This window comes from Streptococcus ratti FA-1 = DSM 20564 (genome assembly GCF_000286075.1).
GTDB lineage: Bacteria > Bacillota > Bacilli > Lactobacillales > Streptococcaceae > Streptococcus > Streptococcus ratti.
This window is the reverse complement of the sequence record NZ_AJTZ01000005.1, coordinates 1,439,141-1,456,661: the sequence shown is the minus strand read 5'-3', so window position 1 is coordinate 1,456,661 and position 17,521 is coordinate 1,439,141. Positions and strand designations below refer to the sequence as shown.

Sequence of the window (17,521 nt, the reverse complement as noted above, 5' to 3'; positions counted from 1 at the left end):
ATATCCTATATGTATAGGCTCGCGCTATACATATAGAGCAAATTATAGCACATCATAGTATTTTAAACAATACAAAGTATTATATAAGGGGTTAAAACTTTGTTACGAAACTTGTATCCTATAGTTATGGTAAAAGATAATTATTTACAGCAATACATTGCTAAAAAAGTTAAATACTGTAGGAAAAAGAAGAAACTTAGTCAGGAAGAATTATCAGAAAAAGCTGGATTAGGTTTAAAATATATTAATCAGATTGAAAATCAAAATATTAATATAAGTATTCGAACTCTTAATAAAGTTATTACTGCACTAGGTTTAACAATAGAAGAATTTTTTAATTTTAATAATTCAGAAGAAGTACCTGAACCATTATCTGATATCGCTCTTAGACGATTAAAAATGAAAATAAAGCAACTTCCCAAAGGGAAACAAGTATCTCTTATTGAAACTTTTGAAAAAATACTTGATCAATTTGACTAAATCAAAATAGCAAACCACCGTATTATTGATTTATGAAAGTTACTTTATGGTTGACATTATAGAAGGAAGAATGTAATATAGTCAAATACAGCATTTCCTATAAAAACTATCTATATGAGGTGATGAAATGAAACTCCGCCAATTGGAATACTTTAACGCTCTGTGTACTTTAAAAACGTACTCAAAAGTGGCAAGTAAGTTTAATGTCAGTCAACCAACTGTTAGTTATGCTATTAAATCACTTGAAGAAAGTCTAAAGGTTTCACTTATTACTAGGGATCAATCACACTCAGAAATATCTTTAACAGCAGAGGGAGAAATTTTTAGAAACTATTCAGAAAATGCAATACAACAATTGGATATGGGGAAGGCTGCCTTAAAATCTTTAAAGAGTAAGCGAATTAAATTTGGTATATCAGCGAATTTATCACGTTTTTATGCTCTTACTGATCATCTTACAAATATTGAAAATATTCTTCGAAATGAAGTGAGTTTAATTGAGGACGGCTCAAAAGAGATAACTAGTAAAATATCATCTAATGAATTGGATATTGCACTATTTGCATCATCTAAAGAGCTTTATAGTGATCACCTTGATTTAATGAAACTAACCTCTTTACCATTTAAACTAGCAGTATCAAAAAAGCATGAGTTTTCTAACTCATCTACAATTAGCCTAATAAGCTGTAGTAATGAAGACTTCGTTATATTTAATGAACGTTTTGTACACAATGAAGTTTTTTGGAAATATGTCAATGGTTCAAAGTTTGTTCCAAATATTTTAGCAGAAGTTAGTGATATAGGTAGTTTTAAAACCTTGATTGAAAGGAAAAATTCAATAGGAATATTGGTGGATTTAGGGAACTTTAAAGACATAAATTTAGTTAAATTAAATAATTCTTTTCAACTAAACTTCAACCTTTATCTAGGTAAGCAAAAAGAATCAAAAATCAATAGTAGTTCTTTTCAAAAAATAGGACAATATTTTGTTGAAGAATCAAACAAAATATCGAAAATTGTAAAATAATAAAAACTCTTAGAATTCCTGGTATAGCAGTATTTCTAAGAGCTTTTATTTATTACTAAAGAAAAAGATTGAAGAAAATTATCCAAATGGACTTTTCTCCAATCAGTAGAACCAATTACCCGCAACCCAAGATGTATCAAGGATTCAACCTACTTTTTATGTACGTTCGTACCCCCCTATTAGTAATGGGGTATCCAAACATTTGCTAATCTAGAAAAGATTGCAAAATTTTTTAAAGCAACACCTAACCAGTTATTTGGGACAAGTTCTCAAATTGAACTGGAAAATAATATCTTTGAGACTGACGACTATGTGGATAAAGCTAACTTACTTTTGAAGGCTGTAAATACTTTTCACAATTTTTCCCTAGATTTGGAAGATTATAGTACTCCTGAAGCTTATGCGTTAGAAACTATTACAAAATTAGATAACTTATTAAAAAGAGAACCTATCCTAGATCCTGAAACAGAATATGAACTGGCCTACAAGTCAAGTGTTTTAGAAAAAGCTTTTGACAGAATAGAAGAAATTGAAGATTTGTACCAAAAAATGCAATATATTGTAAATACTCAGGATTTATTAGATAAAGAAAGTTGAGATATTTAAGTATATACAAAATGATACTTTTGTGATATAATATTTAAAAAGAGGAGGTGGCATTATGCAATTAACAGTTAATAAATGGGGGAACAGTTCAGCTATACGTCTCCCAAAACAATTAGTACAGCAACTACAATTACATACCAATGATATTCTTGATTATGAAGTGTCAGGGAACAAGATTATCCTTAAAAAGGCAACGACAGTCCCAGAATTAACAGTTGATGACCTTTTTAAAGATTATCAGGGTGAGCCAGTTTCTGTAACGCCATTCATTTTTGAAAGTGTTGGTAATGAACAATGGTAAGTATTAAGCAGGGGTCTATCATCAAAATTAACCTTAACCCTAAACAAGGTCATGAGCAAAAAGGTTATCGTCCCTATATTTGTTTGAGCCACAGCGTTGTCACAAAGTATTCTAACCTTGCCATCTTTGCCCCTATCAGCAACACTAAAAGGGACTATCCTTTTTATGTTCCCCTGAAAGATACCGAGACAACAGGCAAGGTCTTGCTCGACCAGTTAGTAACGATAGATTTCAATGCTAGAGACTATCGGTATATCGAAGATGTTTCAGGCGAGTTATTGATTAGCTTGCTAGCTCGTGTGAAAGTATTGTTTGAAAAGGGATAGCACATTTTAATTTCTCTTTGCAAAGAGAAATTGGGAAAAATTTCTACAATCAGCATAGAATTATGAGACAACAAAAGCCCTTGAACTAGGGCTTTTTACTTTTATTTAAACTACGATAATGACATTACCCAATGTGAATGGTAAGAGGTTGATTAAGGGCAAAAGCAATTTTGCTCATAGTCTCAATACTGGTGTTGTTACCACGTTCAATTCGTGCAATGGTTGATTGGGGAACATGCGACAAAGTAGCAAGTTCTCGTTGAGATAGTCCAGCCTTTTGTCTGGCATTAGAAACAGCGATTGCGCTTTCTAAAATAGCCTTTTCTACCAAATAGCCAGCTTTGAAATCATCATTTTTAAGTTCATCTTGTAAAAAATCATCAAATTTAATAGTTGTCATGGTCGTTCTCCTCAAATTCTTTTTTCAGTTCCTTGGCATGCCGAATTTCACTAGCTGGTGTCTTTTGTGTTTTCTTGGTGAAACCATGTGTGATAACATAGCTATTATCGACCACATGAAAATAGAGCGCACGTTGAATATTAGAAGATACCTTTGAGCGGATTTCAAAAATATCACTGTCAAGTTTCTTAACCCATTCCATACGTTGGGCTACCAACAATCCTTGCTCCTGAATAACACTAATGGTAGCAAGTAATTTCTGCTGATCTTTTTGTGGAATAGTTTGTAAGAACTCAATAAATTCAGTACGTCCATTTGGGCGTGTGTAAAATTCAAACTTTGGTTTTTTCATTGTAGTTATATGATAGCATATATTGTTCAAAAGCACAACAAATGACTTTGGTACATAAAAAAGCTCTAGTCTAACTAGAACTTTTTATACTATCCGATTCAATTTTTCAAACCTAAAAAGGTAGAGAAAAAAAGTAGAGATTTCATTAATTTGTGCTGCAATATACTGAAATTCAAAATTTCAAAAATCGCATAAAATCAGGGTTTTCAGTATGTACTGAAATGTAATGAAACCTTATTTTACTTCAGTAAAAATCACGTGTTTGCGCAATTTTGGTGAGTATTTTTTCAATTGAAGACGGTCTGGAGTGTTACGTTTGTTTTTTGAAGTAAGGTACAAGCGTTCACCAGATTCTTTGTGTTCAAGTGTAATATTTACGCGCATGGTATCTCCCTTCTATTATTCCGCAGCCTTAGCTTTAGCGATTTTACGTCCTTTGTAGTAGCCCTTGAGGGATACACGGTGAGAACGTGAGTAATCTCCAGTAGTTTCGTCAAATTTCACAGTTGGAGCTGTCAAATTATAATGTGTACGACGTTTGTTTTTTTTCGCTTTTGACGTGCGACGTGCAGGTACTGCCATTTTTTCTTTCCTCCGTAAGATATGATGGGCTATAAGCCCCTATTTATTTTTGGGTTAATATGACTTGCGTCAACTTTAACAGTATATCAAAAGATTTTTGTAAAGTAAAGTTACTTGACATAGTTTTTTTGGAAAAAGCAGAGCAGACTTGTTGATATAGCCAAAAGCTATCAAAAACCATAAAAAATATATATTTTACAATTATACCTTTTCCCCTTAAAATGAACATATCATTATTTTCAAGGAGTTTTCTTATGGCAAAAATACATTCTCATTTCGATCATGTCGGTTCTTATCTTCGTCCTCAAGCGTTGAAAGAGGCGCGTGAGGAGTTTACACAAGGGAAGATTAGCAAAGAAGAACTCTTGGCTATTCAAGACCATCTGGTAGAGGAGCTAGTTCATCATCAGGTTGAAAATGGTCTTGAAGTGATCTCAGACGGTGAATTTGGCCGTTCTTGGTGGCACTTGGATTTCCTCTGGGAATTGACCGGTTTTGAAGCCTACCAGCAAGAGAGCTCCTATAAATTTCATGGTGCTAAAACTCGCACCACCAATGTCCGGCTTAATGGACAAGTTGCAGAAAATCCCAACCATCCTTTTTACCGCGATTTTGAATACCTCAAATCCATTACACCAGCAGGAGTGACACCCAAAGTCACGATTCCAAGTCCATCTCTTGTTATCAAACGTGACCATCGTAGCGACCTTTATGCAGATTACTATGATAGCTGGACAGACTTTCTAGATGGCTTGGCTAAGGCTTATCATGATACCATTCAGCATTTCTACGATTTGGGAGCTCGCTATGTCCAGTTAGACGATACAACATGGGCTTACTTGATTCAGCAGCTGGAAACCTATCAGGACCAACCAGAACAGCGCCGTATTTATGAAGAGATCGCCGAGAATGATGTCTATGTCATTAATAAGGTCTTGGAAGGTCTGCCAGAAGATTTGACAGTGGCGACCCATATCTGTCGTGGAAATTTCAAATCAACCTATCTCTTTAAGGGAAGTTACCAGACTGTTGCCAAATACTTGGGTCAGCTCAACTACGATATTTTCTTCCTAGAATATGACGATGAGCGATCAGGAGATTTTGCCCCTATCGTGGACATTTGGAATGGCCGTGACCAAGTGGAATTGGTGCTAGGTGTCATTACTTCCAAGGATCCAGCACTGGAAGATATCGATGCAGTCATTGCCCGGATTGAAGAAGCAGCTCAGCTCATCCCTCTGAAAAATATCGGCATTTCCACCCAATGTGGCTTTGCCTCAACGGAAGAGGGCAACATTTTGACCGAAGAAGACGAATGGAAGAAGCTCCGCCTCATCAAGACCATCACAGATCAGGTCTGGGGTTAATTTCCAGTCATTTCGGATTCGAAAAGAAATCTTCTACTCTCTAAGGAAGCCTTCCTTGGAGAGTTTTTCTGGCTCTATAACATCTAGCGGAGATTCTACCCGCTACAGAAATTATAGAGCCGATATAAAGGGCTCTTTAGCCCCTATTTATTTTTGGGTTAATATGACTTACGTCAACTTTAACAGTATATCAAAAGATTTTTGTAAAGTAAGTTTACTTTACAAAAATCTTTATTTCTTGAGATGGAAGGAGTAACTGGAAATGATGATGTCTTGGTTCCATCTCAGATAATATTTGAGCCGAAGATTCATTTGATTGTGCAGCAGGGTCTGCCAGCGTTTACGCGGGACAAACTGCGGAATTAAAACAGTCAGTGTGCTGTTAGCCGCCTTGGCCTTCTGGCTCATGTCATTAACATAGTTGACGGTTGGTTTGATAATGTCACGGTAATCTGAGTAAACATTGATAAAGGTAATATCTGGGAAAAAGTGTTTAAATTCTTCCTCCACTTCATTATCTTTAGAAATAGTTTCTGTCGTTGAGACATGCAGGGCGATGACATCTTTGCTGAGAGAGCGGGCGTAATTAACAGCTCCAATAGTAGCTTGAGTCATATTGCCAACGAGCACAAGGACTTTATTGCCAGAATAATGCACAGCCTTATTAGCTTCAGTGATTCGCAGCTGTTCGGCGACACTGTTGTAGTGGCTCTTAATCTTTTGGAACATGGCAATCAGAATGGCAATAATAGGGAAGAATGGCCAAATATCATGCAGACGGAAAATTAATAGAATCAGAATAATGCCATAGCAAATAGCCGCACCGAGGATATTGGCCCAAGCCTGTTTCAGAAAACCTTTTCCTAGGGTTTTCTTCCAATAAACAATCATACCTGTTTGTGCTAGGGCAAAAGGAATGAAGACGCCGATGGTATAAAGCGGGATGAGGCGTTCAGTGGATCCGTTGAAGATAAAGAGCAGGCAGATAGCACCGAAAGCTAGGGTCAAAATCCCGTTAGAATAACCTAGGCGGGCTCCCTTTTCTAAATAGAGATGGGGCATGTATTTATTTTTTGCCATATTGTAAGACAGGATTGGGAAGGCTGAAAATCCAGTATTAGCAGCAACTGCTAAGATAAGAGCTGTTGCAATTTGGAAAATATAAAAGAGAGCCTGTCCGATAACGCTGTGACCGAAAACTTTCTGAGCTATTTGGGCTAAGATAGTCACATTATGATTTGGAATGATACCAAGCCAATAGTTGAGAAAGGTGATGCCAATAAACATAAAACCAAGAATAGCAGACATCATCACCAATGTCTTAACGGCATTTTTAGCTTTAGGCTTTTTGAAAAAGGGAACAGCATTTGAGATGGCTTCAACACCAGTCAGAGATGCAGAACCGCTGGTAAAAGCACGCAGCAAAAGCACCAAGCTCAAACCTGATATGGGTTGGCCGATATGAGCAGTTGCGGCATAAGAGAGATTTCCGGTAAAGATTTGGATGAGTCCAAAAACTAAAAGAAATAGTGTTGATGCAATGAAAAGATAAACAGGGATAAAAAGAGCGGTTGCTGATTCACGCAGACCGCGTAAATTCATCATCATCAAAATCAAGACTAAGACAATAGAAATCTCAAGATTAACACTTTTAAGAGCTGGGAAGGCTGACGTAATAGCATCAGCTCCAGATGAGACTGAGACAGCAACTGTCAGCATATAGTCAATCAGAAGACTGCCGCCAGCCAGAAGTCCCATTGAAGGCGACAGATTGTCCGATGATACCATATAGGCTCCGCCGCCGTTTGGGTAGGCATGGATAACCTGACTGTAAGAAATCGTCAAACTAATCAATAAGATGATGACACCGATACCAATTGGCAAGGACCACCAAATAGCTCCAGCTGATAAGGCTGTCAAGACTAAAATGACCTGTTCAGGTCCGTAAGCAATAGATGATAAGGCATCACTTGACAACATAGCTAAAGCCTGCGATTTAGACAGCGAATGGCTGTCTCCTTCTTCCGGCTCAGATTTTAAGGGTTTTCCCAGCAGGAATGTTTTTAAAGCTTCAAACACTTTTTTTCTCCTAAAAATTTATCGACAAGGCATTATAGCGCTATTTTTCAGGAAAATCAATACATTAACTAATTTTTAATGAAAATTTGATTAAAGTGGATAAACAGCGGATTTGTGCCCTATCTCAAAAGCTATACTTTAAAAATTGTTGTTGATTATGAACTGTTAGTCAATAGTATGAATGATTTCTCGTCTAAACAAGAACAATTATGCCAAAACATTTTTTGAAAAAGTAAAAAAGAGATTATAGTCCATTTTGAGACAGTTACTATGTTGTTGGCTTTAGCCTACACGGTAGATGAGGAGGTAGGAAGATACTATCTGGGATACAATTATTTTGGATATCAAAGATGGCAAGCATGTCCGTTCCTTTAGTGCTTTTTGAGATTAGACCTGTTTTGTCTACCATTTTATGATAGAATAGATAAGAAGAATTTAGTTTAGAAAGAGACTTTGATATGAAGTTACAAAAACCTAAGGGAACGCAGGATATTTTACCTAAAGAAACCGCTAGATGGCAGTATGTGGAAAATTTTGCGCGCGAAACCTTTAAAAAGTATCATTACGGTGAGATCAGAACACCGATGTTTGAGCATTATGAAGTGATCAGCCGCTCTGTTGGTGATACGACAGATATTGTAACTAAGGAAATGTATGATTTCCATGACAAGGGAGATCGTCACATCACTCTTCGTCCGGAAGGCACTGCTCCAGTTGTGCGTTCCTATGTGGAAAATAAGCTGTTTGCACCAGAAGTTCAAAAACCTGTTAAAGTATTTTATATTGGCTCGATGTTTCGCTATGAACGGCCTCAGGCAGGGCGTTTGCGGGAATTCCATCAACTAGGAGTAGAATGCTTTGGTTCTAGCAATCCTGCTACTGATGTAGAGACCATTGCCATGGCTTATCAGCTGTTCAATGAATTGGGAATCAAAGACGTTACTTTACACCTTAATAGTTTGGGAAATTCAGACAGCCGTAAAGCTTACCGTCAGGCACTAATTGATTATCTAACACCGATGAAAGACAGCCTTTCTAAAGATTCACAGCGCCGTTTGGAAGAAAATCCTCTACGTGTATTGGATTCTAAAGAAAAAGAGGATAAAGCTGCTGTTGAAAATGCTCCTTCCATTCTGGACTACTTGGATGAGGAGTCACAAGCACATTTTCAGGCTGTACGTGATATGTTAGAGCTGCTCAAAATTCCTTATGTCATTGATACTAATATGGTTCGTGGCCTTGACTATTATAATCATACGATTTTTGAATTTATTACTAAAGTTGATAAGAGTGAATTAACGATTTGCGCTGGCGGCCGCTATGATGGTTTGGTTGAATACTTTGGCGGTCCAGCAACAGCAGGTTTTGGCTTTGGTCTTGGTTTGGAACGTCTGTTATTGGTTATTGATAAGCAAAAGATTGACTTGCCGCTAGATGAGAGTTTGGATGTCTATATGACTGTACTTGGAGATGGAGCTAACAGCACAGCTTTAGAACTTGTTCAAGCTATTCGTCAACAAGGTTTTTCAGCAGAACGTGATTATTTGAATCGCAAAATTAAGGCACAATTCAAATCAGCCGATGCTTTTAAAGCTAAATTAATCATAACACTGGGTGAGAGTGAGGTCGAAGCTGGACAAGTGACGATTAAAAACAATACCACTCGTCAGGAAATAACCGCTAGTTTTGATGACCTCAAAACAAATTTTGCTAGTATTTTTAAACAATTAAATCAAGAATAACCTTTTGATTAGCATTTTTAAAGGCTAATCAAAAGATATTAAGTAAAGGAGTTAGTTCCGCATCAGGCAGACTGGCTCCTTTTTTAGGTAACTGTAGTTTATTCTATTTTTAAATGAAAGTTTATAAGTATCATGATGAAAGAATGGAAGACTTATCTATTACACCGTTTGATGAAGATAAACGGTGGCTAGATCATCTTTCAGACCACTATTTACTATTTTTATTCAAATAAAGCTGCTTTCATTTCATTGTTTTTGTGCTAAAATAGATAAGGAAGTAAAGTCATAGAAAAGGAAATAATATGAAACGTTCAATGTATGCTGGTTCTGTTCGCATTCAAGAAGTTGGCCAAAAACTGACTCTTAAGGGATGGGTAGGCCGACGCCGAGATCTTGGGGGGCTTATTTTTATTGATCTACGTGATCGAGAAGGGATTATGCAGCTAGTTATTAATCCAGAAAATGCACCTAAGGAAGTTGTTGAGTCTGCTGAGCAGTTACGCAGTGAGTATGTTATTGAAGTAACAGGACTTGTTGTTGAACGTGATCAGGCTAATGACAAGCTGCCGACAGGCCAAGTCGAATTACAGGTTGAAGCTTTAACGATTTTAAATACGTCTAAAACAACACCTTTTGAAATTAAGGATAATATTGAAGTTACTGATGACACACGTTTGCGTTATCGCTATTTGGATCTCCGCCGTCCGGAAATGCTGAAGAATTTTAAGCTGCGTGCTCAAGTGACCCATTCGATTCGAAACTATCTTGATGATTTGGATTTTATTGACGTTGAGACTCCTATGCTGAGTAAATCAACACCAGAAGGAGCGCGTGATTATCTGGTACCAAGCCGTGTCAGTCAGGGGCATTTTTATGCTCTTCCGCAGAGTCCGCAGATTACCAAACAGTTGCTGATGAATGCAGGTTTTGATCGTTATTATCAAATTGTAAAATGTTTTCGTGATGAAGACTTACGAGGAGACCGTCAACCTGAATTTACGCAAGTTGATTTGGAAACTTCCTTTTTATCAGCAGAAGAAATTCAAGATATTACAGAAGGTCTGATTGCACGTGTCATGAAGGATAGTAAAGGGATTGAGGTTGAATTGCCATTTCCAAGACTATCCTATGATGATGCCATGAATTGCTACGGTTCTGACAAACCGGATACTCGTTTTGAAATGACTTTACAAGACTTGACAGATACTGTCAAGGATGTTGAGTTTAAAGTATTTACTCAGGCACCAGCTGTAAAAGCCATTGTCGCTAAGAATGCTGCAGATCAATACTCTCGTAAGGATATAGATAAGTTGACAGACTTTGTCAAGCAATTTGGTGCCAAGGGACTGGCTTGGGTTAAATATAATAACAGTAAACTAGCAGGTCCTGTGGCAAAATTCTTAACGGCAATCGAAGATAGATTGACAGAGACTTTACAGCTTGAAGAAAATGATTTGGTTTTATTCGTAGCTGACAGTCTTGAAGTAGCAAATAATTCTCTGGGTGCCTTGCGTAATCGTCTGGCTAAAGAACTGGGTCTGATTGATTATTCTAAATTCAACTTCTTATGGGTGGTCGATTGGCCAATGTTTGAATGGTCTGAAGAAGAGGGACGCTATACCAGTGCCCATCACCCATTCACCTTACCGCAAGAAAATACGGCTGCTGAACTCGAAGGTGATTTGAGCAAGGTACGTGCGGTAGCTTATGATATTGTTTTAAATGGTTATGAACTCGGCGGCGGCAGTCTGCGTATTAATCATAAAGAATTGCAAGAACGTATGTTTGCTGCTTTAGGCTTTACACCAGAAAGCGCTAAGGAACAGTTTGGCTTTTTGCTTGAAGCTATGGATTATGGTTTCCCTCCGCATGGGGGCTTAGCTTTGGGGTTGGACCGCTTTGTTATGCTGCTGGCTGGCAAAGACAACATTCGAGAAGTGATTGCCTTTCCGAAAAATAATAAGGCCTCTGATCCTATGACGCAAGCTCCAAGTCTGGTTTCCGATAAGCAGCTTGATGAACTATCTTTAGAAGTATTAGAGTCTCAAGAAGAAAATGAATAAAAATAAGTTCTCTCTCATCTTCAAGCATCAACTAAAAAAGTTAGCTAAGCGTTATCAAATTATCCATGTTTTATCATCTATTTCAAAAGAAAAATATGGAGAGCGCATTTCTGGTTCTATTATTTATGCTTTATTATCATCCATTGCTGTTAATTTCTTCTTTCAGCCAGGAAATGTTTACGCTAGTGGTGCCACAGGTCTAGCACAGATTGTCTCAGCTTTATCAACCAAATATCTAGGGTTTACAATCCCCGTCTCAGTGACTTTTTATGCTATCAATATTCCTCTCTTGGTGATTGCTTGGTATACCATAGGACATAAATTTACTGTTTTTACCTTTATCACAGTAACTTTAAGTTCCCTTTTTATACAATTTATTCCGCAAATCACGCTGACATCTGATCCGATGATAAACGCCATTTTTGGGGGACTGGTAATGGGGACAGGGATTGGTTTTGCTCTGAAAAATAATGTTTCCAGCGGAGGAACAGACATTATCAGTCTCTTAGTTCGTAAAAAAACGGGTCGAAATGTCGGCAGTGTCTCTCTGATAGTTAATATTATAATTATGACAGTTGCTGGTTTGACTTTTGGCTGGCAGTATGCCCTTTATTCTATGGTAACTATTTTCGTATCCAGTCAAATGACTGATGCTGTCTTTGTGAAGCAAAAGAAAATGCAGGCAATGATTATTACCAGCAGACCTGATCGTGTCATTCGTATGGTTCATCATAAGCTAAATCGGGGAGTTACTATCATAAATGATGCAGAGGGCACTTATAATCATGAACACAAGGCTGTCTTGATTACCATCATTACACGTGCAGAGTTTAATGACTTCAAATATATCATGAAAAAAACAGATAAAGATGCTTTTGTTTCGGTAGTAGATAATGTTAATATCATTGGGCGTTTTGTTGAAGATGAGTGATAATTTTTGATATAAGGAGGCATTATGAAAAAAGAACATAACTTTCATTCTAGCAATATCATCTTTATTACTTTAGGAGCAGCTATCTATGCCTTTGGTTTTGTTAATTTTAATATGGCTAATCATATAGCTGAAGGGGGGATGGCAGGTCTTACCTTGGTCATCCACGCACTTTTTGGGATTAATCCGACCTATACGGGCTATTTTCTTAATTTACCGCTAATGGCTTTAGGGATTTCTATTTTTGGACGGAGAGCCATGGTTTATACAATCTATGGCACGACTGCCATGTATTTTTTTGTCTATATCTTTCAAAAAATCCCCCTTCATATTGATTTACAGCATGATTATCTTGTCGTATCTCTAGTAGCAGGAATTTGTGCAGGGATTGGCAGCGGGATTGTTTTTCGCTATGGCGGAACAACTGGTGGTTCTGATATTATTGCGCGCGTTGTTGAGGAGAAGTATGGTATTCAGCTGGGGCAAGCCCTTTTAGGTTTTGATATTTTTGTCATGCTCTTATCCTTGACTTATGTTTCGATTCCGCAGATGATGTATGCTCTTATTGCCAGCTTCATGTTCAGTCAGGTTGTTATTCTTATACAAAATGGCGGCTATTCTGTGCGTGGTGTTTTGATTATTACAGATAAATATGAAGAAGTCGCCGATACTGTCCTCAAAGAACTCAATAGAGGTGTCACTTATTTGAAAGGACAAGGTGCTTATTCTGGCAAAGGGAAAAATGTCCTTTATGTTGTCTTAAATCCTGTAGAAGTCAGGGAACTCAAGACTTTAATGGAAGAATTGGATCCTGCTGCTTTTATTTCTGTTTTAAATGTAGAAGAAGTTATCAGTCCCGATTTCATTATTCGTAGGGGTGAGCATAGAATCTTTATAAATAAAAGTAAGTAATTAATTACAGTGACAAAGTAAAACAGGCTTATAATGCCTCTAGTGGGTAAATCCATTATAGGGATTATAAGCCTTTTAAACTTAATAAAACCTCTCTTAAATCCAAGTAAAAGAATTTAAGAGAGGTTTTATTATTTACATTTCATCTGGTGCTTCAACACCAAGGAGAGCGAGTGCTTCTTTGAGAACAGTAGCAGTTGCATAGCTAAGAGCCAGTCGACTGTTGCGTTCTGGACCGTCGTCTAAAATACGGTTATGCGCATAGTATTTGTTGAAGCTTTGAGCTAAAAGGATAGCAAACTTAGCAATAATTGATGGTTCAAAGTTATTGGCAGCTTTAACAATAATATTTGGAAAATCTTGGATTAATGTAATAATTTTCCAGCTTTCAGCATCCTCTAAAGGATAATTTTCATTAGGTTCAGGCTGAAAGTTAGCTTTTCTAAGGATAGATTGAATGCGGGCATGAGCATATTGAACATAAGGCCCAGTTTCCCCTTCAAAGGAAACCATTGCTTCAAGATCAAAATCGTAACCGTTTGTTCGATCTGTCTTAAGGTCGTAAAATTTAATGGCTCCAACACCAACAGCATGAGCAACAGCCTCTTTATTAGCTAAATCAGGGTTTTTAGCATCAATTTGTGCCAAGGAGCGTTTGATAGCTTCGGCAATTGTTGGTTCAAGCAGGATAACATTTCCTTTACGCGTTGATAATTTTTGACCTTTTTGGGTTACAAGTCCAAAGGGAACATGTTGAATATCTTGACTCCAAGAGTAATCCATTTCTGCTAGCACAGCTTTTAATTGCTTGAAATGAGCTGACTGTTCCTGACCGACAACATAAATAGCTTTGGCAAAATCGTACTCGCGTTTGCGGTAGAGGGCGGCTGCTAAATCACGGGTAATGTAGAGAGTGGCACCATCAGATTTCTTAATTAAAGCTGGATGCTCAATGCCGTATTTTTCAAGATTGACCACCTGAGCGCCATCAGATTCTTTCAAGAGTCCTTTTTCAGTCAACAGTTCAACAATTTCATCCATCTTATCGTTGTAAAAAGCTTCGCCATTGTAACTATCGAAATCAACGTTAAGTTCGGTATAAAGACGATTAAATTCTACCAAGCTTTCATCGCGGAACCATTGCCAGAGAGCCATAGCTTCCTCGTCATTATTTTCTAGTTTACGGAACCATTCCCGCGCTTCTTCGTCAAGCTCAGGATGACTTGCAGCTTCATCGTTAATCCGAACATAGAGTTTCAAAAGTTCATCAATAGGATGAGCCCTAACAGCTTCTTCATTGCCCCATTTTTTATAGGCGACAATTAACATGCCAAACTGTTTGCCCCAGTCACCCAAGTGATTGATTTTTACTGTTTTATAGCCTAACTTTTTAAAGATATTAGATAGAGCATCGCCAATGACAGTTGAGCGCAGATGTCCGACAGAAAAAGGTTTAGCAATGTTGGGACTGGACATGTCAATGACAATATTGCGATTTTGCCCCACTGTTTGTTGTCCATAATCGCTCCCATGACTGACAACTTCTCTTAGAACCTGGGTTGATACAGCCTTTCTATCCAGAAAAAAATTAAGGTAAGGTCCGGTTGCCACTACTTTTTCAAAGGCTTGATCATTAATTTTTTCAGCGAGTTCGCTGGCAATTTTTTGTGGAGCCTGACGGAAAATTTTAGCTAAACTAAAAGTGGGGAAAGCAATATCGCCCATTTCGGTATTTTTCGGTTTTTCAAGTAACCTTAAAATCTCTTCTTGCGTTAAGTCAGGAACGATTTTAGCAATCTCTTTTGCGATTAGTACATTGTAGTTCATTTATTTCTCCTTATAATTAATAAAAGTGTCACAGCTTATTTTAAATAGCCCATAGTTTCTATTTATCACTAAAGAAAAATGGAGGGGTATAGTTACACAGCTGATTAAAACAGTTAATGGCTGTTTCGTTGTCGTTACAAATGATAAGACAGGTATCATCACCGCAAACTGTCGCTGTAATTTCAGGCAGCTGCATAGAATCCAAGATTGAGCCAAATGACTGGGCCAGGCCAGGCAGTGTTTTTAGTATCACTTGATTCTGGACAGGTTTTAGCATAATTAAAGCATCTTCCATATAGAATCGCAGTCTCTCTTCCCAGCGACTTGGAGAGATTTTATGAACCTCATATTGGTTACCGGACGCTTTAATTAAATGTAATTCTTTAATATCTCTCGAAAGCGTAGCTTGTGTAATAACTACTCCATTTTTTAAGAGTTCAGATTGCAGTTCTTGTTGAGTGTTAATCTTTTTTTCAGAGATTAAAGAGAGAATTAGTTTATGTCGCATCTTTTTTTTATTCAAATTACTTCTACCTCCTTGTGATGTGACAAAGTAGTAACTCCCTTTCATTATATCATAAATATCAAATTATCAAGATAAATATTTGCAGTCTATTGGCTCTGCTGGTTACCTCCTGTAAAGATTTTTTTACTTGTTCAAAATTTAAAACTAGGTATAATAATAGGTATAATAAAATAAAGGAGTTGTTTTATATGTCAAAATTTATTGTTGATGATTCTTTTTGGAAATTGTTTCCTCAAGCTAAAATTGGTGTCATCTTATTAAAGGATTTTCAGTCTCAAGAACAGTCACCAGACTCTATTATCGAATTGTTGAAAGAAAGTCAAAAAACAGCTAAGACTTATTTGATTGAAGATAAGTTTAGTGATAATGCAGAGATACAAGTTTACAGACAAGCTTATCAGAAATTTAAAACGAAGAAGGGAGCGCGTTCAAGTATTGAAGCCTTGTTGAAACGGGTTAGCAAGGATAAACCAATCGGCAGTATCAATCCTTTGGTAGATATTTATAATGTCGCCAGTCTACGTTATGCCTTGCCAGTCGGTGCAGAAGATAGAGATACTTTTGAAGGTGATTTGCGATTAGAACTCACTGAGGGAGGAGACGCCTTTTATTTGATTGGAGATTCGGAAAATACTCCTACTTTAGCTGGTGAGCTATGTTATAGAGATGATAAAGGAGCTGTTTGTAGATGCCTTAATTGGAGGGATGGAGAACGGACAATGATTACCAGTGATACAAAGAATGCCTTTATTGTCATTGAGTTATTGGATAGTGATAGAATGGAAGATTTGCAGGCTGCACTTGATTTTATTGAAAAGAATGCTCAAAAGTATCTAAAAGGTAAGAGCAGTCAAAAAATACTGGACATAACCCATCAAAGTATGACCATTTAAGGATTTGTGCCAGTCGGTGATAGTAACTATAATAGGGAAGGCGATATGATATCTAAAGATGATTACCAAATGTTGCGAAATCTAGAGGAATTTCAGTACTTACCTATAGATTGTTTTGACCAATTAATGGCAGCTACACACTTAAGAAAAGCATCTAAAAATCATGTTTTATTTTTTAAGGGAGATAATCGGGACAAGTTATTTTTAATCAAATCTGGCTATGTAAAACTAGAAGATACAGATAGCTCTGGTACGTTTTTATATACTGATTATGTGAAACATAATACAATATTCCCATATGGAGGTATGTTTTTAGAAAAAACGTATGATTTTTCAGCAAAAGCCATTACTGACATTGAATATTTTTATATTCCTGTTGATTTGTATGAGAACTTTGTGGCTACCAACAGTACACAAATGAGAGTTTTATGTCAAAAATTATCACGTTTGTTAAGGATTCATGAAATCCGTTTAAGGAACGTTGTTACTTCAAGTGCTCAGGATCGAATTGTACAATCTTTGGCGATCCTGCTTTTTGATGTATGCGAGGATAATATCTTACCTTTTTCTATTACTACGGTTGAAATTGCAGCATTAAGTGCTACGACACGAGAAACGGTAAGTCATGTTTTAAAATCTTTAAAAGAAAAGAACATTGTAGAATTAAGTGGACGAAAATTAGTTTTTTTAAACAGGGATTACTTTTTAAATTATATTTACTGATTGGATTGACGGAAAACAGCGCAAGAAAAGGGAGTGGGAAAGAAGCCAAAAATTGAAAATTTTGGTTCTCACCGCTCCCTAATTTCTAGGCGGTGACCTGAAACGGTCTCTCCCCAGACCGTTTCACTCCCACCCCCGCACAGTTGAATCGGTCAGCTCAAGAGCGTAAAACGCGAACGAAACTGCCATTCAACAATGGTTCATTAGGCACTAAAGTGCCTAATGAACTGTGCAGGGGAAACTCTAGGTTAGCTAAAGCTGACAGAGTTTCTCCCAACCACTGCCTTATGATGTTAAAACGAACTCTAATTGATGAGGTTGGACTTTTTTGCCCAACCTTTTTTTAAAATATTGATATAAATGTCTAAGAGTTTTTGGCTATTA

The 17,521-nt window shown here is 37.1% G+C and carries 19 protein-coding genes; 12 read left to right on the top strand and 7 right to left on the bottom strand.

What is annotated here, in order from left to right:
• Window positions 1-126 precede the first annotated feature (126 nt).
• The 5 genes from SRA_RS08810 (at window position 127) to SRA_RS08790 (ending at window position 2,740) form a co-directional block, all read left to right on the top strand.
• On the top strand, window positions 127-480 hold the full coding sequence (locus SRA_RS08810) for a helix-turn-helix domain-containing protein (RefSeq protein WP_037611279.1): 354 nt from the start codon (window positions 127-129) through the stop codon (window positions 478-480).
• A 127-nt stretch (window positions 481-607) separates the two neighbouring features.
• Window positions 608-1,507 (top strand): LysR family transcriptional regulator, encoded by a 900-nt coding sequence (locus SRA_RS08805; RefSeq protein WP_003089978.1) that lies wholly within the window; start codon window positions 608-610, stop codon window positions 1,505-1,507.
• A 312-nt stretch (window positions 1,508-1,819) separates the two neighbouring features.
• A complete protein-coding gene (locus SRA_RS08800; protein WP_003089975.1) occupies window positions 1,820-2,104 on the top strand; it encodes a hypothetical protein in 285 nt (94 codons plus the stop codon).
• A gap of 64 nt (window positions 2,105-2,168) precedes the next feature.
• On the top strand, window positions 2,169-2,414 hold the full coding sequence (locus tag SRA_RS08795; RefSeq protein WP_003089974.1) for an AbrB/MazE/SpoVT family DNA-binding domain-containing protein: 246 nt from the start codon (window positions 2,169-2,171) through the stop codon (window positions 2,412-2,414).
• A complete protein-coding gene (locus tag SRA_RS08790; protein WP_003089972.1) occupies window positions 2,408-2,740 on the top strand; it encodes a type II toxin-antitoxin system PemK/MazF family toxin in 333 nt (110 codons plus the stop codon). The genes SRA_RS08795 and SRA_RS08790 overlap by 7 nt, the downstream gene beginning before the upstream one ends.
• 124 nt (window positions 2,741-2,864) lie before the next feature.
• Here SRA_RS08790 and SRA_RS08785 read toward each other — a convergent pair whose 3' ends face one another.
• From SRA_RS08785 to rpmF, 4 genes are all read right to left on the bottom strand, one after another.
• The gene (locus SRA_RS08785; RefSeq protein ID WP_003089969.1) at window positions 2,865-3,140 is read right to left on the bottom strand and encodes a helix-turn-helix domain-containing protein; all 276 of its coding nucleotides are present in this window, start codon (window positions 3,138-3,140) and stop codon (window positions 2,865-2,867) included.
• Window positions 3,127-3,492, bottom strand: coding sequence for a type II toxin-antitoxin system RelE/ParE family toxin (locus tag SRA_RS08780; RefSeq protein WP_003089968.1), 366 nt, complete (start codon window positions 3,490-3,492; stop codon window positions 3,127-3,129). Before SRA_RS08780 ends, SRA_RS08785 begins: the two co-directional genes overlap by 14 nt.
• Window positions 3,493-3,726: 234 nt before the next feature.
• On the bottom strand, window positions 3,727-3,876 hold the full coding sequence (gene rpmG / locus SRA_RS08775) for a 50S ribosomal protein L33 (RefSeq protein WP_002262412.1): 150 nt from the start codon (window positions 3,874-3,876) through the stop codon (window positions 3,727-3,729).
• Window positions 3,877-3,891: 15 nt separating this feature from the next.
• The gene (gene rpmF / locus SRA_RS08770) at window positions 3,892-4,074 is read right to left on the bottom strand and encodes a 50S ribosomal protein L32 (RefSeq protein ID WP_003079131.1); all 183 of its coding nucleotides are present in this window, start codon (window positions 4,072-4,074) and stop codon (window positions 3,892-3,894) included.
• Window positions 4,075-4,328: 254 nt separating this feature from the next.
• On the opposite strand from rpmF, the gene SRA_RS08765 reads away from it, so the two are divergent.
• Window positions 4,329-5,441, top strand: coding sequence for a vitamin B12 independent methionine synthase (locus SRA_RS08765; RefSeq protein WP_003089965.1), 1,113 nt, complete (start codon window positions 4,329-4,331; stop codon window positions 5,439-5,441).
• A gap of 231 nt (window positions 5,442-5,672) precedes the next feature.
• Here SRA_RS08765 and SRA_RS08760 read toward each other — a convergent pair whose 3' ends face one another.
• Window positions 5,673-7,520, bottom strand: a complete 1,848-nt coding sequence (locus SRA_RS08760; RefSeq protein WP_003089963.1) for an APC family permease — start codon at window positions 7,518-7,520, stop codon at window positions 5,673-5,675.
• Window positions 7,521-7,978: 458 nt separating this feature from the next.
• On the opposite strand from SRA_RS08760, the gene hisS reads away from it, so the two are divergent.
• The 4 genes from hisS to SRA_RS08740 all read left to right on the top strand — a co-directional run bounded on the left by hisS (window position 7,979) and on the right by SRA_RS08740 (window position 13,168).
• Complete coding sequence (gene hisS / locus SRA_RS08755) at window positions 7,979-9,262, top strand: histidine--tRNA ligase (protein WP_003089961.1); 1,284 nt, start codon at window positions 7,979-7,981, stop codon at window positions 9,260-9,262.
• A 302-nt stretch (window positions 9,263-9,564) separates the two neighbouring features.
• On the top strand, window positions 9,565-11,325 hold the full coding sequence (gene aspS / locus SRA_RS08750) for an aspartate--tRNA ligase (protein ID WP_003089959.1): 1,761 nt from the start codon (window positions 9,565-9,567) through the stop codon (window positions 11,323-11,325).
• On the top strand, window positions 11,318-12,256 hold the full coding sequence (locus tag SRA_RS08745) for a YitT family protein (RefSeq protein WP_003089956.1): 939 nt from the start codon (window positions 11,318-11,320) through the stop codon (window positions 12,254-12,256). Before aspS ends, SRA_RS08745 begins: the two co-directional genes overlap by 8 nt.
• 24 nt (window positions 12,257-12,280) lie before the next feature.
• Window positions 12,281-13,168 (top strand): YitT family protein, encoded by an 888-nt coding sequence (locus SRA_RS08740; protein WP_003089953.1) that lies wholly within the window; start codon window positions 12,281-12,283, stop codon window positions 13,166-13,168.
• 135 nt (window positions 13,169-13,303) lie between these two features.
• Here SRA_RS08740 and argS read toward each other — a convergent pair whose 3' ends face one another.
• Both argS and SRA_RS08730 read right to left on the bottom strand, forming a co-directional pair.
• On the bottom strand, window positions 13,304-14,995 hold the full coding sequence (argS, locus tag SRA_RS08735; RefSeq protein ID WP_003089949.1) for an arginine--tRNA ligase: 1,692 nt from the start codon (window positions 14,993-14,995) through the stop codon (window positions 13,304-13,306).
• Between the two features lie 58 nt (window positions 14,996-15,053).
• Window positions 15,054-15,518 carry an arginine repressor gene (locus SRA_RS08730; RefSeq protein ID WP_003089947.1) on the bottom strand — a complete coding sequence of 155 codons (465 nt, stop codon included), beginning with the start codon at window positions 15,516-15,518 and terminating at the stop codon, window positions 15,054-15,056.
• 191 nt (window positions 15,519-15,709) lie between these two features.
• On the opposite strand from SRA_RS08730, the gene SRA_RS08725 reads away from it, so the two are divergent.
• Both SRA_RS08725 and SRA_RS08720 read left to right on the top strand, forming a co-directional pair.
• Complete coding sequence (locus tag SRA_RS08725) at window positions 15,710-16,414, top strand: B3/B4 domain-containing protein (RefSeq protein ID WP_003089944.1); 705 nt, start codon at window positions 15,710-15,712, stop codon at window positions 16,412-16,414.
• A 45-nt stretch (window positions 16,415-16,459) separates the two neighbouring features.
• On the top strand, window positions 16,460-17,137 hold the full coding sequence (locus SRA_RS08720) for a Crp/Fnr family transcriptional regulator (RefSeq protein WP_003089942.1): 678 nt from the start codon (window positions 16,460-16,462) through the stop codon (window positions 17,135-17,137).
• Window positions 17,138-17,521: the final 384 nt, after the last annotated feature.

What these genes read in the sequence shown, in the direction of transcription:
- SRA_RS08810 (WP_037611279.1), top strand. Translation starts at nt 127, where the DNA reads ATGGTAAAAGATAATTATTTACAGCAATACATTGCTAAAAAAGTTAAA.
- SRA_RS08805 (WP_003089978.1), top strand. Translation starts at nt 608, where the DNA reads ATGAAACTCCGCCAATTGGAATACTTTAACGCTCTGTGTACTTTAAAA.
- SRA_RS08795 (WP_003089974.1), top strand. Translation starts at nt 2,169, where the DNA reads ATGCAATTAACAGTTAATAAATGGGGGAACAGTTCAGCTATACGTCTC.
- SRA_RS08790 (WP_003089972.1), top strand. Translation starts at nt 2,408, where the DNA reads ATGGTAAGTATTAAGCAGGGGTCTATCATCAAAATTAACCTTAACCCT.
- SRA_RS08785 (WP_003089969.1), bottom strand. Translation starts at nt 3,140, where the DNA reads ATGACAACTATTAAATTTGATGATTTTTTACAAGATGAACTTAAAAAT.
- SRA_RS08780 (WP_003089968.1), bottom strand. Translation starts at nt 3,492, where the DNA reads ATGAAAAAACCAAAGTTTGAATTTTACACACGCCCAAATGGACGTACT.
- rpmG (WP_002262412.1), bottom strand. Translation starts at nt 3,876, where the DNA reads ATGCGCGTAAATATTACACTTGAACACAAAGAATCTGGTGAACGCTTG.
- rpmF (WP_003079131.1), bottom strand. Translation starts at nt 4,074, where the DNA reads ATGGCAGTACCTGCACGTCGCACGTCAAAAGCGAAAAAAAACAAACGT.
- SRA_RS08765 (WP_003089965.1), top strand. Translation starts at nt 4,329, where the DNA reads ATGGCAAAAATACATTCTCATTTCGATCATGTCGGTTCTTATCTTCGT.
- hisS (WP_003089961.1), top strand. Translation starts at nt 7,979, where the DNA reads ATGAAGTTACAAAAACCTAAGGGAACGCAGGATATTTTACCTAAAGAA.
- aspS (WP_003089959.1), top strand. Translation starts at nt 9,565, where the DNA reads ATGAAACGTTCAATGTATGCTGGTTCTGTTCGCATTCAAGAAGTTGGC.
- SRA_RS08745 (WP_003089956.1), top strand. Translation starts at nt 11,318, where the DNA reads ATGAATAAAAATAAGTTCTCTCTCATCTTCAAGCATCAACTAAAAAAG.
- SRA_RS08740 (WP_003089953.1), top strand. Translation starts at nt 12,281, where the DNA reads ATGAAAAAAGAACATAACTTTCATTCTAGCAATATCATCTTTATTACT.
- argS (WP_003089949.1), bottom strand. Translation starts at nt 14,995, where the DNA reads ATGAACTACAATGTACTAATCGCAAAAGAGATTGCTAAAATCGTTCCT.
- SRA_RS08725 (WP_003089944.1), top strand. Translation starts at nt 15,710, where the DNA reads ATGTCAAAATTTATTGTTGATGATTCTTTTTGGAAATTGTTTCCTCAA.
- SRA_RS08720 (WP_003089942.1), top strand. Translation starts at nt 16,460, where the DNA reads ATGATATCTAAAGATGATTACCAAATGTTGCGAAATCTAGAGGAATTT.